This is a genomic window from Rhodococcus sp. IEGM1339 (assembly GCF_050321925.1).
Taxonomy (GTDB): Bacteria; Actinomycetota; Actinomycetes; order Mycobacteriales; family Mycobacteriaceae; genus Rhodococcus; species Rhodococcus pyridinivorans.
In genome coordinates, this window is sequence record NZ_JBNQFT010000007.1 from 1 (window position 1) to 15,179 (window position 15,179).

13 protein-coding genes, 1 tRNA gene and 1 pseudogene are annotated in these 15,179 nt (G+C 69.2%); 1 reads left to right on the forward strand and 14 read right to left on the reverse strand.

Annotated elements, in window-relative coordinates; genetic code table 11:
* Positions 1-527: 527 nt before the first annotated feature.
* The 7 genes and pseudogenes from ACQR3U_RS09685 to ACQR3U_RS09715 all read right to left on the reverse strand — a co-directional run bounded on the left by ACQR3U_RS09685 (position 528) and on the right by ACQR3U_RS09715 (position 7,311).
* Complete coding sequence (locus tag ACQR3U_RS09685; RefSeq protein ID WP_006552400.1) at positions 528-725, reverse strand: hypothetical protein; 198 nt, start codon at positions 723-725, stop codon at positions 528-530.
* Positions 726-990: 265 nt separating this feature from the next.
* Positions 991-1,066 (reverse strand) — tRNA-Thr (locus ACQR3U_RS09690).
* 62 nt (positions 1,067-1,128) lie between these two features.
* Complete coding sequence (locus ACQR3U_RS09695; RefSeq protein ID WP_019290210.1) at positions 1,129-2,316, reverse strand: DNA polymerase III subunit delta'; 1,188 nt, start codon at positions 2,314-2,316, stop codon at positions 1,129-1,131.
* Positions 2,317-2,369: 53 nt separating this feature from the next.
* A complete protein-coding gene (locus tag ACQR3U_RS09700; RefSeq protein ID WP_230810426.1) occupies positions 2,370-3,092 on the reverse strand; it encodes a hypothetical protein in 723 nt (240 codons plus the stop codon).
* A 139-nt stretch (positions 3,093-3,231) separates the two neighbouring features.
* On the reverse strand, positions 3,232-6,246 hold the full coding sequence (gene topA, locus ACQR3U_RS09705; protein ID WP_372477571.1) for a type I DNA topoisomerase: 3,015 nt from the start codon (positions 6,244-6,246) through the stop codon (positions 3,232-3,234).
* Positions 6,247-6,339: 93 nt separating this feature from the next.
* Positions 6,340-6,945, reverse strand: a pseudogene (locus tag ACQR3U_RS09710) (hypothetical protein).
* Positions 6,946-7,107: 162 nt separating this feature from the next.
* Positions 7,108-7,311 (reverse strand): cold-shock protein, encoded by a 204-nt coding sequence (locus tag ACQR3U_RS09715; protein ID WP_003935252.1) that lies wholly within the window; start codon positions 7,309-7,311, stop codon positions 7,108-7,110.
* A 435-nt stretch (positions 7,312-7,746) separates the two neighbouring features.
* Between ACQR3U_RS09715 and ACQR3U_RS09720 the strand changes: the two genes are divergently transcribed.
* Complete coding sequence (locus tag ACQR3U_RS09720; RefSeq protein WP_230810428.1) at positions 7,747-10,095, forward strand: DEAD/DEAH box helicase; 2,349 nt, start codon at positions 7,747-7,749, stop codon at positions 10,093-10,095.
* Positions 10,096-10,259: 164 nt separating this feature from the next.
* Here ACQR3U_RS09720 and ACQR3U_RS09725 read toward each other — a convergent pair whose 3' ends face one another.
* The 7 genes from ACQR3U_RS09725 to ssd form a co-directional block, all read right to left on the reverse strand.
* The gene (locus ACQR3U_RS09725) at positions 10,260-10,619 is read right to left on the reverse strand and encodes an Rv3654c family TadE-like protein (protein WP_024102822.1); all 360 of its coding nucleotides are present in this window, start codon (positions 10,617-10,619) and stop codon (positions 10,260-10,262) included.
* Positions 10,616-10,990 (reverse strand): TadE family type IV pilus minor pilin, encoded by a 375-nt coding sequence (locus ACQR3U_RS09730; protein ID WP_100167921.1) that lies wholly within the window; start codon positions 10,988-10,990, stop codon positions 10,616-10,618. The genes ACQR3U_RS09725 and ACQR3U_RS09730 overlap by 4 nt, the downstream gene beginning before the upstream one ends.
* 9 nt (positions 10,991-10,999) lie before the next feature.
* On the reverse strand, positions 11,000-11,203 hold the full coding sequence (locus ACQR3U_RS09735; RefSeq protein ID WP_006552409.1) for a DUF4244 domain-containing protein: 204 nt from the start codon (positions 11,201-11,203) through the stop codon (positions 11,000-11,002).
* 61 nt (positions 11,204-11,264) lie between these two features.
* Entirely contained in the window at positions 11,265-11,840 is a 576-nt protein-coding gene (locus tag ACQR3U_RS09740) for a type II secretion system F family protein (RefSeq protein ID WP_230810429.1), read from the reverse strand.
* A complete protein-coding gene (locus tag ACQR3U_RS09745; RefSeq protein ID WP_019290218.1) occupies positions 11,837-12,634 on the reverse strand; it encodes a type II secretion system F family protein in 798 nt (265 codons plus the stop codon). The genes ACQR3U_RS09740 and ACQR3U_RS09745 overlap by 4 nt, the downstream gene beginning before the upstream one ends.
* Entirely contained in the window at positions 12,631-13,803 is a 1,173-nt protein-coding gene (locus tag ACQR3U_RS09750) for a TadA family conjugal transfer-associated ATPase (protein WP_024102820.1), read from the reverse strand. The genes ACQR3U_RS09745 and ACQR3U_RS09750 overlap by 4 nt, the downstream gene beginning before the upstream one ends.
* Positions 13,800-14,870 carry a septum site-determining protein Ssd gene (gene ssd / locus ACQR3U_RS09755; protein WP_230810430.1) on the reverse strand — a complete coding sequence of 357 codons (1,071 nt, stop codon included), beginning with the start codon at positions 14,868-14,870 and terminating at the stop codon, positions 13,800-13,802. The genes ACQR3U_RS09750 and ssd overlap by 4 nt, the downstream gene beginning before the upstream one ends.
* Positions 14,871-15,179: the final 309 nt, after the last annotated feature.

Below are 15,179 nucleotides of genomic sequence, written 5' to 3' on the forward strand. Positions count from 1 at the left end.
TCGTCCTGAGCCAGGATCAAACTCTCCGTTGAAGACTCACAATCACCCCCAAAAGGGGCAATCAGTCAAAGACAAAAGAGTCAAATCACTAGCAAAAAACTCAAACTAGCTCAAAAACACTGACCATCCCAGACGGAAGAATGAGACGATCAGCAAATACCCACCCCATCGAAACGATGGAGCGGAGTACCAAAAATATTTGGCACTGACATTCATCGGCACACTGTTGAGTTCTCAAAGAACACGCACACACCATCGCTCCCGAACCTTCCGGTTCGTTCACTCCGGGGTGACTGTTCATCCGAGGGCCTTCCGGCTCTCGGGCACGGCTCCAAACCTTACCAGAAGGTTTCGAACCAGTGAAATCTGCAGGCGCCTTCGTCCAACCTCGTTGTCCCGTTCCTCTCGGCCCGGGTCGGTGTCCGTGTCGCTCTGACCTGGAATAAGTTACGCGAACATCTCCGAGAACACCAAATCGCCAGGTCAAAGCTGGTTTATCGACTTACGAAGCGTCGTTGTGAGGGTGTTCAGGGGACCCAGTACTTCGCCGCGAGGTGCTGGACGATCGGATCGTCCTCGCCGGCCTGCTCCAGCATCGCGAGGTCGCTGCGGAGATCCATGAGGCGAGGGTCGTCCCCTTCGGCGTCGCCGATCGGCCGGCCTCCGTCCTCGGCGCGCTGCCGCAGGATCTTCTCCCGAACCCGGTCCTTCAACGACTCAGCCATGAGAGAAGCATGCTGCGCGGTGACGGGGTTGTCGAGGATTTCGGCGCCGTGTCCGAGACCGCTCTCGTGCGCGCCGATAGTCGCGGTCGCTTCGCGTCAACGGTCCTTGTCCCGGAAGACCCGGACGGCCATGGGCAGCACCACGGCGAGAGCACCGATGATCAGGACCAAGGAGAACAGTTCCATCAACATGTCTCCATCATCCGTGCGAATCGCACAGCGCGCAGAAACGTCGAAGGCCCCTCACCGTGGTGAGGGGCCTTCGTGGAGCTGCCTGTCGGAATCGAACCGACGACCTTTTCATTACGAGTGAAATGCTCTACCGACTGAGCTAAGGCAGCGAGCCTTTCGGCGTCCGAAGTCTAGCGGACTACCCCCACCCCGACGCAAACCGGCACTTCGGCTACCGGAACGCCGAGCTCAACCGGGCTGCGAGCGCCGCGAGAGCGAAGCGGGGTTTGACGTTCTGGGCGAGCGCCTCCCGGCAGTCGAGGATGGCCTCGATGCACTCGAGCAGCGACTCCGGCCGGGTCCTCGACGCGAGGTCGACCGCACGATCCGACATGTCGGGATGGTTGAGCGTGACCCGCGATCCGAAGGCGTGCACCAGCGCGTCCCGATACAGACCGGCGAGATCGATAAGCGCTCTGTCCATGATGTCGCGCTCGGTTCGCGTCTTCCGCGACTTCTGAGTGCGTTCGAGTTCCTTGAGGACCCCGGCCGAACCGCGAAGCGCACCCGCAGCCCCCTTGCCGGTACCGCCGGCACCGAGAGCGGTCCTGAGCTCTTCGGTCTCGTGCTCGTCGCGCTCCGCACTGATCTCCTTCGCCTCGGTCTCGGCACTGCGTCCGAGATCGTCGGCTGCGGAGTAGGTGGTGGCGGGGCGCAGGACCGCGCCGGCGACAGCGAGGGCACGTGTCCGGTTGTCGCGGGCGCCCTCGTCGGTGGCCAGCCGTCGGGCCCGACCGACGTGGCCTGCACTGACGGATGCAGCCCACTGCGCCGTCTTCGGATCGATGCCGTCGGTGGCCTCGAGGACGCGCGCGATGGCGTCGGCGCTGGGAGTGACCAACCCGACGTGACGGCAGCGCGAGCGCAGCGTCACCGAGATGTCCTCGGGATCGATCGACGGCGCGCACAGGAGGAAGACCGTTCGCTGCGGCGGTTCCTCGACCACCTTCAGCAGCGCGTTCGCGGCTCCCTCGGTGAGGCGGTCGGCATCCTCGATCACCACGACCTGCCATCGGCCCGTGCTGGGACGCCGCGACGCGACCTGCACGATGTCGCGCATCGACTTGACGCTGATCGTCAGTCCCTCGGGCACGACCCGCCGTACGTCGCCGTGGGTGCCTGCCATAGTGGTGGTGCAGGCGTGGCATCGCCCGCAACCGGGAGGCTCCTCGTCGGTGCACTGCAGAGCGGCTGCGAAACACAGCGCCGCGACCGAGCGACCGGACCCGGGAGGACCGGTGAACAGCCACGAGTGCGTCATCGCCGACCCGGTGTCGCCCCGACGGGCAGCTACCGCGGCCGCGACGAGTTCGGTCTCGACATCGCGTTGACCGACGAGACGATCGAAGACCCCGGACATGCGCTCAGCCTAACGACCGGGTCCGACGGGTCCGGATCACGTGTCCGAAACGTTCAAGACGGCCGCACGTGCTCGGCCTCGACCTGCCCACCGAAGCACCCGAGGTACCGCACTTCGAGGTCACTCTCCCCGGTGGTCTGCGCCTGATGTGGGACACCGTCGAGTCCGTCCGCAGCTTCGATCCGGAGTTCGAGCCGTCGTCCGGAAGCACAGCGGCACTCCCCTTCGACTGCGGTTCCCCCGAAGCGGTCGACGCGACACTTGCAGCGTTGGTCGAGGCCGGTGCACTTCGACGAAGACACCCTGGGACGCGTTCTGGGGACAGCGCTACGCGAGCGCGATCGATCCCGACGGAAACGCAGTACCCGCGACAACGTCTTCGGTCCGTATCCGTAGGCCCGGGCCGAGCGACGACGCAGTGTCCTGTCGCTCCAGCCGAGGGTCGCGGCGACTTCCGAGACGGCCGTGCCGGAGGCCGGCGCCAGCGCGAGGGCGGCCATCGGATCGTGTGCGTCGACCGCACCTCGGACGGCGTCGACCAGTGCAGCGACGGGATCGTCCTCGGCTCGAACCGCGAGGAGCCGCACACGACATGACGGCCACAGATCGTCGAGCGGAACCCGTCGATCGGTCAGCTCGCTCGCGTCGACGCCGAAGAACGGCGGTCCCAGGCCGGGTTCGAACCGGAACGCCGTCAGCGGCGATCGGCCGGAGAACTGTGACGTCGCGTCCGGACCGGCGACGGGGAAGCCGTCGGCGTGCCGGATGAGGTCCATGCATCCGTCCGGCAACACGTGGGTTCCCCCCCACGCAGGCACCGGCCCGGCTCGGATCGCCACAGTGTGACGCCGGGGATCCCCGACGGCAGTTCGCGGTCCACCCCGTGAGGTTATCCGCGTACGCCGACGGGAACCGTCAGTCCGTCGTCTTCTTCGCGGCGGCCTTCTTTGTCGTCTTCTTCGCCGCTGCCTTCTTGGCAGTGGTCTTCTTGGCGGCCGTCTTCTTGGCGGCCGTCTTCTTGGCGGCCGTCTTCTTCGCCGCTGTCTTCTTCGCGGTCTTCTTGACGGGACCGCGTGCCCGACGGTCGGCGAGCAGTTCGGACGCCCGCTCGTCGGTGATGGACTCGACCTCGTCGCCCTTGCGCAGGCTCGCGTTCGTCTCACCGTCGGTGACGTACGGACCGAACCGGCCGTCCTTGATCACCATCTGCTTGCCGCTGACCGGGTCGGTGCCCAGCTCGCGCAGCGGCGGCGTGGCGGCGGCCTGCCGGCCGCGGCGCTTCGGCTCCGCGTAGATCTTCAGCGCCTCGTCGAGCGTGATCGTGAAGATCTGCTCCTCGTTGGTGAGCGACCGCGAGTCGCTGCCCTTCTTCAGGTACGGACCGTAGCGGCCGTTCTGGGCGGTGATCTCGTCGCCGGACTCCGGATCGACACCCACCACGCGCGGCAGCGACAGCAGTTTCAGGGCGTCTTCCAGGGTGACCGTGGACAGGTCCATCGTCTTGAACAGCGAACCCGTGCGCGGCTTCGGACCGGTCTTCTTCGCGGGAGCCTTCTTCGCCGCCTTCTTGGCGACGGCCTTCTTGGTGGCGGCCTTCTTGGTGGCGGTCTTCTTGGTGGCGGTCTTCGTGCCGCCCTCTCCCTCCGAGCCGAGTTCATCGACGGGGATGGGCGTGACGTCCGGCTCCGGTTCGGGCTCGGGTTCCGGATCGGGGATCAGCTCGGTCACGTAGGGACCGAAGCGACCCTCCCGCGCGACGATCTCGTAGCCGGTCGACGGATCGACACCGAGGACACGTCCCTCCTGCGGCGTCGAGAAGAGTTTCTCGGCGTACTCGAGGGTGAGCTCGTCCGGCGGCAGGTCGTCGGGCAGGTTCGCGCGCTGCGAGGTCGGCTCGGCGTCGGGGTTGTTCGGGTCGGTGACCATCCGTTCGAGGTACGGACCGAAGCGGCCCACACGCACGTGGATCTCGCGACCCTCGGAGTCGTCGAACAGGCGGATGGAGTTGATCTCGCGGGCGTCGATGTCCTCGAGGTTCTCCCCCACCAGCTTCTTCAGGCCGCCCTTGCGCGCGACCGACTCCTCGTGACCGTCGTCGCTGCCGAAGTAGAACCGCGTCAGCCAGTCGGTGCGCTGCCGGTGACCGGAGGCGATCTCGTCGAGATCGTCCTCCATCCCGGCCGTGAAGTCGTAGTCGACGAGCTGGGCGAAGTGCGCCTCGAGCAGGCCGATGACGGCGAACGCCACCCACGACGGGACGAGCGCGCTGCCACGCTTGTAGACGTAGCCGCGGTCGAGGATGGTCTTGATGATCGACGCGTAGGTCGAAGGCCGGCCGATCCCGAGCTCTTCGAGCGTCTTGATCAGGCTCGCCTCGGTGTACCGGGCCGGCGGGTTGGTGGAGTGACCGTCCGGATCGAGCTTCGTCGCGGTGACCGAGGCACCCTCGGACAGGTTCGGCAGGCGCGACTCCGCGTCGTCCGACTGACCACCGGCTTCCTCGTCGACACTCTCGACGTATGCCTTGAGGAAGCCCGGGAACGTGATGGTGCGGCCCGACGACGAGAAGGTGCACTCCTCGCCGGTGCCCGCGGTGCCGGTGATGCGCAGCGTCAGCGTGGTGCCCCGCGCGTCGGCCATCTGGGAGGCGACGGTGCGCTGCCAGATGAGCTCGTAGAGCTTGAACTCGTCGCCGTCGAGGCGCGCGTGCAGCTCGCCGGGGGTCGCGAAGACGTCGCCGGCGGGACGGATCGCCTCGTGTGCTTCCTGCGCGTTCTTGACCTTGCGGGTGTACTGGCGCGGCGTCGGATGGACGAACTCGGCACCGTACAGCTGGGTGGCCTGTGCGCGGGCCGCCGCGATCGCCGACTCGGACAGCGTCGTCGAGTCGGTACGCATGTAGGTGATGTAGCCGTTCTCGTACAGACGCTGCGCGGTGCGCATGGTGCGCTCGGACGAGAACCGCAGCTTGCGGCCCGCCTCCTGCTGCAGCGTCGACGTCATGAACGGCGCGTAGGGCTTGCGGGTGTACGGCTTGCTCTCGGCCGACGACACCGTCAACGCGACACCGGCGAGTGCCTCCGCGAGGCGGCGGGCGCGGTCCTCGTCGAGGACGACGACACCGTTCGACTTCAGGTTCCCGTCGGGCCCGAAGTCGCGACCCGAGGCGACACGGGAACCGTCGACGTTGACCAGGCGGGCACCGAACGACCGGGGGCTCGCGTCGGCGCCGGCGTCCATCGTGGCCGCGATGTCCCAGTACTCGGCGGACTTGAACGCCATGCGCTCGCGTTCGCGCTGCACGATCACGCGGGTCGCCACCGACTGCACACGACCCGCCGACAGACGGGGCATGACCTTCTTCCACAGCACGGGACTGACCTCGTAGCCGTAGAGACGGTCGAGGATGCGGCGGGTCTCCTGCGCGTCGACCAGGTCGTTGTCGAGGTCGCGGGTGTTCTCGGCGGCCGCGCGGATAGCGGGCTCGGTGATCTCGTGGAAGACCATGCGCCGGACCGGCACCTTGGGCTTCAGGGTCTCGAGCAGGTGCCAGGCGATGGCCTCGCCCTCGCGGTCGGGGTCGGTGGCGAGGTAGAGCTCGTCGGCGTCCTTGAGCAGGCTCTTCAGCTCCGAGACCTTGGTCTTCTTGTCGGCGCTGACGACGTAGAGGGGTTCGAAGTCGTGATCGACGTCGACACCGAGGCGCGCCCACGACTCGCCCTTGTACTTGGCGGGGACGTCCGCGGCACCGCGCGGCAGGTCGCGGATGTGACCGACCGATGCCTCGACGACGTAGTCGCGGCCGAGGTAGGGGGCGATCTTCCTCGCCTTGGTCGGGGACTCGACGATCACGAGCCGACGCGTGCCCGACGAACCGCCCGCAGTGCTCTTCTCCCGTGCTGCCACCGTGCCGCCCGCACCTTCCCTCATTGCCGACATGTCGCCTTGTTCGAAGACATGTATACCGACCCGTTCCCCAGACGCGGCCATACACAGGGTCGCACATCCTCGGGGAACGGCTCTTCACAAGTGATGATCACCCGGTTCCACGTGCGGCCAGATCCGTCGTGCCGCGTCGGCGTCCGGAGGTGCACCGATGTTCTCGACGAGCCTCCTCAGACGCCTCCGGCCGGAGATCCTCAACCCCGGTCCACCGGTGCCGTGCGTACCGATCAGGGTCGGTGCGATGCCGGCGCGCATGAGCGCCTGCGCCAGAACTGCATGAGTGTCGGGAGCCGTCGCATCCAGACCGAGAACATACTGTGCTCCCTCGACCTCCATGCGACTGGACGCGAGGAACCACGCCCGCTGGGCCCGCGAGGACGGGACCCAGCCGGTCGGGACCGTCTTGCCGTCGTCGCTGCTTTACTGGGTCGCGAGCGGGACGAGAGCGGGGTCGACGGATGCGCTGACGGTGAACAGCTCGCCGTCGACGGCGATGTCCGCCTCGACTCCCGTGTCGGTCACGAGCTGCCCGATCGCACGGGCGCGCCATTCGGCGTCGACCTCCACGGTCAGCACGGCGCCGTCGTCGGTGAGACGCGCACGTCCGTGTGCCGCGAGCAGGCCGCTCAGGTCGGCCAGGGCCGGCGGCATCGTGTCGGCCCCGAAGAAGGACAGTTGACTCACGGGTCCTCCTCTCCCGGCTCCGTGAGCGCGACGAGGCGGTGAGGTCCCACGACCGGTTCGCGCACACGTCCCGGAAATGCATCGTCCCCCATCACCTGAGGCGACGGGGGACGATCGGGCGAGGTGGTTGACCTTGCCCGGTTGCTCGCTCGAGCGGGTGGATCAGAGTGCGCGCACGCCGGTGGCCTGCGGGCCCTTGGTGCCCTGACCGACCTCGAACTCGACTCGCTGGTTCTCCTCGAGGGTGCGGAAGCCGGAACCCTGGATCTCGGAGTAGTGAACGAACACGTCGGCGGAGCCGTCCTCAGGAGCGATGAAGCCGAAGCCCTTCTCCGCGTTGAACCACTTCACAGTGCCCTGTGCCATGCTTTTCCTTCTCTTTCTAACACCGGATTCGACGAACCGCCGGGTACGCGATCCGCCAGGTCCCGGTTCCGACCGCTGTACTTCTCGAGTCCCCCGTTGGAAGAGCTAAAGCACCGCGCTCGCAACCATCGATCCTGCGAGCGTGCACTTTTCCAAGTCTACGAACACAGAAGCTGCGACCGGGTGTCAGTCAACCACGTTCTGGGCACGCGCAACAGTAGGAATGGGCACAAACGTGCCAATTCCCTGATCTTGTTCATGTCTCGGTAGCATTACCCACGGGTAGCTGTTGCTCCCATGTTACGGGAGGCCACTGTGGCCCCACTCGTCCCGGACCCGGGTCTCCCGCATCCGACACAGCCTCGCCGTATCCGACACGTTCCTATCCGACAGACGTTTTCGACAGACACCTCGTCCGACCCAGCGGAGTACTGCGTGACCGGCTCGCCCTTCCTCCACAACGGCGACGCCACCGCCCCCACCTACGGTCGCGAGCTGCTCGACCGGCTGCTCGCCGGCTCCCCGACGGGCGAGTCACCGCTGACCCACGTCGCAGAGATCCCGGCCCGGCCCGCCCACCACAGCGACTGGCCGCAGTGGGCGCACGAGGACGTCGTCCGGGCCTTCCGCGACCAGGGCGTCGAGCGTCCCTGGCACCACCAGGCGAGCGCCGCCGACATCGCGGCCGGCGGGGAGAACGTGGTGGTGTCCACCGGCACCGCGTCGGGCAAGTCGGTCGCCTACCAGCTGCCCGTCCTGAGCGCGCTCGCCGACGACCCGCAGGCCACCGCTCTCTACCTGTCGCCCACCAAGGCCCTCGGCGCCGACCAGCTGCGCGCGGTCACCGAACTGACCTCCGACATCGACGGCCTGTCGACCGTGTGCGCGTGTGCCTACGACGGCGACACCTCCACCGAGATCCGGCAGTGGACGCGCCGGCACTCGCGCTGGATCTTCACCAATCCCGACATGCTGCACCTGTCGCTGTTGCCCGCCCACGCACGATGGGCCCGGCTGTGGCGCCGCCTGCGGTACGTCGTCGTCGACGAATGCCACTCCTACCGGGGTGTGTTCGGCTCGCACGTCGCCCTGATCCTGCGTCGGCTCCGGCGCGTGGCCCGCCGGTACGGCGCCGATCCCGTCTTCGTCCTCGCCTCCGCGACGACCGCGGAACCGGGGGCAGCGGCGTCCCGGCTCATCGGAGCACCCTGCCGCGAGATCACCGAGGACGGCTCGCCGCACGGACCCCGCACGGTCGCGATGTGGGAGCCGCCCCTGCTGCGCGAACTCACGGGCGAACACGGCGCCCCGGTGCGGCGGGCCGCCGGGACCGAGGCCGCGCGCCTTCTCGCCGACCTCGTCGTCGAGGGTGCCCGCACCCTGGCGTTCGTCCGGTCGCGTCACGGCGCCGAGCTCACGGCCATGGGTGCACGTCGGCTTCTCGCCGAGGCGGCACCGGATCTCGTCGACCGGGTGGCGGCCTACCGGGCGGGCTACCTCGCCGAGGACCGGCGCGACCTCGAGGCCGCGCTCTCCGACGGCCGTCTGCTCGGCGTCGCCAGCACCAACGCCCTCGAACTCGGCGTGGACATCGCCGGTCTGGACGCGGTGATCGTCGCCGGATTCCCGGGCACGGTCGCGTCCTTCCGTCAGCAGGGCGGTCGCGCCGGTCGCCGCGGGCAGGGTTCGCTCGTCGTGCTGGTCGCGCGGGACGATCCGCTCGACACCTATCTCGTGCACCATCCGCAGGCACTGCTCGACCGGCCGGTCGAGGCGACGGTCACCGATCCGAACAATCCGTACGTGCTCGGGCCCCAACTTCTCTGCGCCGCATCGGAACTGCCGATCAGCGATGCCGAGGTCGAGGAGTTCGGCGCGCTCGACGTCCTCACGGACCTCGCGGAGCAGGGACTGATCCGCCGCCGCCCGCACGGCTGGTTCGTCACCCCGGGAACGCAACCGCACGGTGATGTCGAGATCCGCGGCGGGATCGGCCGCCAGGTCTCGATCGTCGAGGGTGACACCGGTCGCATGCTCGGCACCGTCGACGCCGCCCGCGCCCCCGCGACCGTCCATCCCGGAGCTGTGCACCTGCACCAGGGTGAGACCGTCGTCGTCGACGAGTTGTATCTCGAGGACGGCATCGCCCTCGTGCACGCCGAGGACCCGGAATGGTCGACGAGCGCACGCGAGATCACCGACATCTGTTGCATCTCCGTCGACGAACACCGCGAGTTCGGACCCGTCACCGTCGCGTCCGTGGGGGTCGAGGTGACGCACCGGGTGGTCGGCTATCTGCGCCGCCTGCCGTCCGGAGAGGTGCTCGACCAGATTCCCCTCGACATGCCCGAGCACACGCTCGACACCCGCGCGGTGATGTACACGATCGACCCCGACCTGCTCGACCGGATCGGGGTGACCCCCGATCGCGTGCCCGGGGCACTCCACGCCGCCGAGCACGCCGCTATCGGCCTGCTCCCCCTGCTCGCGACGTGCGATCGGGGCGACATCGGCGGCGTCTCCACCGATCTGCACCCCGACACCGGGCTGCCCACCGTCTTCGTCTACGACGGACAGCCCGGCGGCGCCGGATTCGCCGAACGCGGATACCACCGGATCACCAAGTGGCTCAGCGCGACCCGCGATGCGGTCGCGGCCTGCGAATGTGCCGCCGGATGCCCGTCGTGCGTGTACTCCCCCAAGTGCGGGAACGGCAACGATCCGCTCGACAAGTCCGGGGCGGTCGCCGTCCTCGATGCCGTCCTCGCTGCGATCGAGGGGTGACGGCGATTCAGGCCACCGGCGCGCCTACTCGGCCGGATCCGGGACGGGAACGGCTGCCAGCAGCCGCTTCGTGTACGGGTCGGGCGGCAACCGCTGGATGCGAGCACAGGCAAGCAACGAGCGCGAATGCGCTGGATACGGCCGCGAGCGACCGCCGACGGGCCTCATCGGGCAGGACCGGCTCGCGCGACGGCCGTCGCCTCCTTGCCGCCGAAGAGAGCCGACACCTCAGCGGTGACCTCGACGAGCGCATCCCACTCTTCGATCTCGCAGCGCCGCAATCGCACTCGCATCCGTGTGGTGATCGCCTCGCTCGCCTCGCAAGCCTCCACGACCCCGCGGTCCAGTGCCGAGGCGACCGCCACCGCCGCCAGGTCGGCCGCCGCCTGCGCACGATGACGTGCGACGACGACCGACCCGACGTGCAGCAACGTGGCCGTGATCGCGATGAGTCCGGCCATCACGGCGCAGCCGATCACACTCGCGCTCCCGTCGTCGCCGAGGAGGGACGGGCCCGACCTCATCGCGTTCCTTCCGGCTCGCGCACCGCCACCGCCTCGGCCGTGAGGGTCAGCAACGGGAGCAGCGGACTCTCCGCAGTCACGACCGCCACGATCAGATCTCCTTCCTCGCGTACCGCCACGCGTGCGTCCGGAGGCGCGACTCGCGTGGCCACATCGACCGCCCTCGCTTGATCTCCCCGCGCGGCGAGGCGGGCGGCTTCACGGGCGGCGTCATGGCACCGCACCTGGTACGCGATGCCCAGCACCGCGCCGAGGCACAGCACGAGCACCGTGACCAGGCTTGCGACGGCGAGAGCCGCTTCGACGGTGACCCCGCCTTCGTCCTCACGAACGAAAGCGCGTAACCAGCGTCGTCCGAGCATCTTTCGCATGCGTCGGTATCACACCGCCGTGTTCAGGGCACGCTCGACGATGCCCGTCAGCGCGGACACGATCGAATCGCCGGTCACCACGGTGTACAGCACCGCCCCGAAAGCCGCCGCCGCAATGGTCCCGATCGCATATTCCGCCGTCGACATGCCGTCGTCCTGCACGACGAGCCCGCCGAGGCGACCACGCAGACCGTGTGCGAACGCTTCGGTCACTGTTCGTTTCCCCATCTTCCGTCCCTCCCATCCGAGCGGCGCGGACCGTCCGCGCCGACGTTCACATCAGCCCCGCACCCAGGACGTCCCGCGCCAGGCCGACGACGACCGGCACGATGCCCAGGCACACGAAGGCAGGCAGAAAGCACAGACCGAGCGGCCCGCTCACGAGTACTCCGGCCCGATCGATGTCGGCGGCGACCCGGTCCTCCGTCTCGGCGCGATGCCGGACCGCGAGTTCGGCGACGGTGTCCGACAGGGGCGCACCGGATTTCGCGGATCGTCTTGCCGCGCGGGCGAAATCGTCCAGCGCGTCGACCGCTCCCGAACCTCCCCACGCATCGGCCGGATCGGCTCCGAGCGCCAATCGGTCGGCACCTCTCCGCAACGCCGCCGCGAGGTCGGGCGGAGCGGATTCCGCGACGACCCGCGCCGCAGAACCGGCGGGCATCCCTGCGCGCAGGCACGCCGCGAAGAGATCGAAGGCAGCGGGAAACGCGTGCGGGTCGGTCTTGGGTTTAGTTGTATCCGACACGGCAACAAGGGTTCTCGTGGAGAACAAGCGGGTGGTTCCACGAGGGGTCGGTGCGACGACGAGAGAGGCCGCTCCCAGCAACACCGCCCACGTCGCGCTCATGCCCTCACCCGTGCCGCGATCCGGTCCGTCCACAGCAGACCCACACAGACCAGCGCAGTGCCGACCACGAGCATGACGCCGCCGAGCCCACCGGCGAGGAGGATGCCGAGCGGAGCAGCGCCCATGAGTTGCCCGAGACCCACCCCGAGCACCGGCAGTCCCGCCAGAACCGTCGCCGTGGCCCGAGCACCGGCAAGTCCGGCCTCCGTACGGGCACGGATCCGCATACGCGCGGCCAGATCGATACGCGCGGCCCCGAGCAGTTCGGCGAGGGCGAGACCGTGGCGGTCGGAGACGGCCCACGCATCGGCGACACGACCCAGACTGTCGGCGACACCATTCGAGGATGCTGTGGCCGAACGTAGTCCGTGTGCCGCCGACCCGCCGAGTCGCGCCCGGGCCGCAGCGACCCGGAAGGCATCGGCGACGGACCCGGCCGTCTCCCGGGCCGCCGTCTCGCACGCGTCGGCGGGATGCGTCCCCACCCGCAGATCGGCGATCACGGTGTCGAGTCCCGACAGCAACATCCGTCGTTGCCGATCGAGCTCAGCAGCGCGGCGCCGGGCTCGGCGACGCCACACCGCGGTCGTCGCGACGGTCGCGCCGGCCACAGCCGGTGTGATTCCCGCCCACACCACAACCGTCGCGAGCACGACGACCATCACCCCGACGACTAGGGCGCGCGGTATCGGGCGCGGCGCCGCGTCGGGCACCCCGCGTCGCAGTCGACGGCGGGCCGAGGACGACGGCAGGACGAACAGCGCCGCCGCGAGGCACAGGATCGTCGCGTTCACGGCGCATCCCGTCGACGCAGGATCCGCTCGAGGGCGTCCATGCCGTGCTCGTCGCCCCTGTCGTGGGTCCATGCCGGTGTGACGATCACGCCTGCAACGGGGTCCCGCTCGACCACGCCGATCCCCACGAGACGTCGCGCTCCGTCGCTGCCGCGGTGGACGTGCAGGATCACCTGCACCGCGGCGACGAGCTGGCTGTGCAGCGCCGCTCGATCGAGGCCGCCGAGTGCGGCGAGAGCCTCGAGTCGCGCGGGCACCTCGTCGGGCGAATTGGCGTGCACGGTCCCTGCGCCGCCGTCGTGACCCGTGTTCAGCGCGGTCAGAAGATCGACGACCTCGGCGCCTCTCACCTCGCCGATGACGATGCGGTCCGGTCGCATCCGCAGCGCCTGCCGCACGAGATCGCGGACGGTGACCTCGCCGACGCCCTCCACGTTGGGTGCCCGTGCCACGAGGCGCACCACGTGCGGATGGGCCGGGACCAGTTCGGCGGCGTCCTCGACACAGACGATGCGTTCGGTCGGATCCACCGCGCCGAGCAGCGCCGCGAGCATCGTCGTCTTGCCCGCACCCGTGCCGCCGACGACGAGGAAGGCCAGGCGCGCGCGGACGATGCGCAGCAGCAACCGATAGGCGACCTCGGAGACCGCACCGCGATCCCGCAGTGCTTCGAGTCCCTGGGTCGTGGGCCGCAGGACCCGCAGTGACAGGCACGTCCCGGCCTGCGCGACCGGGGAGAGCACCGCGTGCAGCCGGACACCGAACTCACCGTGCCCGGGCAACCTGCCGTCGACCCACATCTGGGCGTCGTCGAGCCGACGCCCGGCGAACAGCGCCAATCGCTGCGCGAGTCGTCTGACCGCGGCCTCGTCGGGGAAGGTGACCTCGGTCAGGTGCAGCCCGTTGCCACGATCCACCCAGACGCGATCGGGCGCGGTGACGAGCACGTCGGTCACGGCCGGGTCTGCCAGCAGATCCTCGAGCGGGCCCGCACCGGTCAGTTCGGTCTGCAGATGCCGCAGTGCCGCAAGCAGATCGGAGTCTCCGAGTACTCCACCGGATTCCGCGCGCAGGGCTGCGGCGACGCGGGTCGGAGTGAGCTCCCCGGTCTCGTCGGCCAGCCGGTCGCGGACCCGCGAAAGGAGGTCGTCCCCGAGGGTCCCGGTCATGCCGCACGTCCCGGGCCGGCGCGGTCGGCCCCGACGGCCGCCAGCACGTCGTGCGCCGCACCGAGCAACGGCGAGCGTGACCGCAGCCGCAGGCCCCCGCGTTCGAGCATCTCGCTCAAGCCCGGCTCGGGACGCATCGAGGTGAGCACGTCCAGGCCCACCGCGTCGGACACGTCGACGGCTCGCAAGCCACCGGGTGCGGGCCCGCGGACGACGACTCCGGCCGGTTCACCCCGCGCCGCGAGCGTGCGGGCGACCCGGGTAGCGGAGAGCACCGCACCGATCCGGGCCGGCACGACGACGACGGTGAGGTCGGCCAGTGCGATCACCGCGTCGGCGACCGGGTCGAAGCTGCGCCCCACATCGCAGACGACGGTTGCTCCCGCTCCGCGCACCCCGTCGACGACCGACTCTGCGGCGACGGCGGTGAGCCGATCGGTGTTCTCGCGGTCGGTGGACAGGACGCCCACCCCGGATGCCCATACGGGTACGGCGTCGCGCAGGGCACGCGCCGAGACCCGTCCACCGTCGACGGTGAGACCGGACCACCGCACTCCCGGACACTCCTCGAGACCGGTCAGGACGTCGAGTCCCGCGCCGAACGGATCGGCGTCGACGAGCAGGGTGTCGCGTCGTTCGTCGTTCCCCGCGGCCCAGGCGAGTGCGGCGGCGAAGGTCGACGCGCCCGCTCCCCCGCATCCTCCGACGACCGCGAGGACGGTGCCGGCACCCGTCGAGGGCTCGTCAGCGGCCGCGAAGATCGAGAGCAGTTCCACCTCCTCGGACGGGAGGGCGAGGACGTGTTCGGCGCCGACGGTCGCGGCGGCCTGCCAGTCCGCCAGGCCGGCCGTCCCGCTGCACACGAGGATCACGCCGGGGCGGCGGGGATATCCGGCCGCGCATGCCGCTGCGGCGGACGCATCGAGGACGACGATCGCCGCGTCGGTCCACGCCCTGCGGGGCACCGGCACGGACATCTCGTGCAGTGTGCGGTCGGCCGCCGCGACCACACGATGGAGGTCGGCGACCAGCGCGGGATCGTCGACCAGTCCGAGGATGTCGTTCATGCCCGACAGGCTGCACCGCTACGGGGTCGTGAGTGTCGCGGAAACGGCCTCGGAAGCCCCGCCTGTGGATGGATCAGGGGCCTGTGGACAACCCGGCCGTGCGCACCCTCGTCGCACCTGTGCGCAGGTCGGCGGGTGTAGAAGACAGTACGGAGACGTGCGGAAAAGGCCTCGGACAAAGCGACAGCCCTCGCCAGGGGGGAGGAGGCGAGGGCCGTCTGTGTTCAGCCCCGGGGGGTCGGGCTGAACACAACCCGAGTATCGACCCGGGCATTCGCGATAGTACACCGCTAGGCGCGACTGCTTGCA

What these genes read in the sequence shown, in the direction of transcription:
- ACQR3U_RS09685 (WP_006552400.1), bottom strand. Translation starts at nt 725, where the DNA reads ATGGCTGAGTCGTTGAAGGACCGGGTTCGGGAGAAGATCCTGCGGCAG.
- ACQR3U_RS09695 (WP_019290210.1), bottom strand. Translation starts at nt 2,316, where the DNA reads ATGTCCGGGGTCTTCGATCGTCTCGTCGGTCAACGCGATGTCGAGACC.
- ACQR3U_RS09700 (WP_230810426.1), bottom strand. Translation starts at nt 3,092, where the DNA reads ATGGACCTCATCCGGCACGCCGACGGCTTCCCCGTCGCCGGTCCGGAC.
- topA (WP_372477571.1), bottom strand. Translation starts at nt 6,246, where the DNA reads ATGAGGGAAGGTGCGGGCGGCACGGTGGCAGCACGGGAGAAGAGCACT.
- ACQR3U_RS09715 (WP_003935252.1), bottom strand. Translation starts at nt 7,311, where the DNA reads ATGGCACAGGGCACTGTGAAGTGGTTCAACGCGGAGAAGGGCTTCGGC.
- ACQR3U_RS09725 (WP_024102822.1), bottom strand. Translation starts at nt 10,619, where the DNA reads ATGAGGTCGGGCCCGTCCCTCCTCGGCGACGACGGGAGCGCGAGTGTG.
- ACQR3U_RS09730 (WP_100167921.1), bottom strand. Translation starts at nt 10,990, where the DNA reads ATGCGAAAGATGCTCGGACGACGCTGGTTACGCGCTTTCGTTCGTGAG.
- ACQR3U_RS09740 (WP_230810429.1), bottom strand. Translation starts at nt 11,840, where the DNA reads ATGAGCGCGACGTGGGCGGTGTTGCTGGGAGCGGCCTCTCTCGTCGTC.
- ACQR3U_RS09750 (WP_024102820.1), bottom strand. Translation starts at nt 13,803, where the DNA reads ATGACCGGGACCCTCGGGGACGACCTCCTTTCGCGGGTCCGCGACCGG.
- ssd (WP_230810430.1), bottom strand. Translation starts at nt 14,870, where the DNA reads ATGAACGACATCCTCGGACTGGTCGACGATCCCGCGCTGGTCGCCGAC.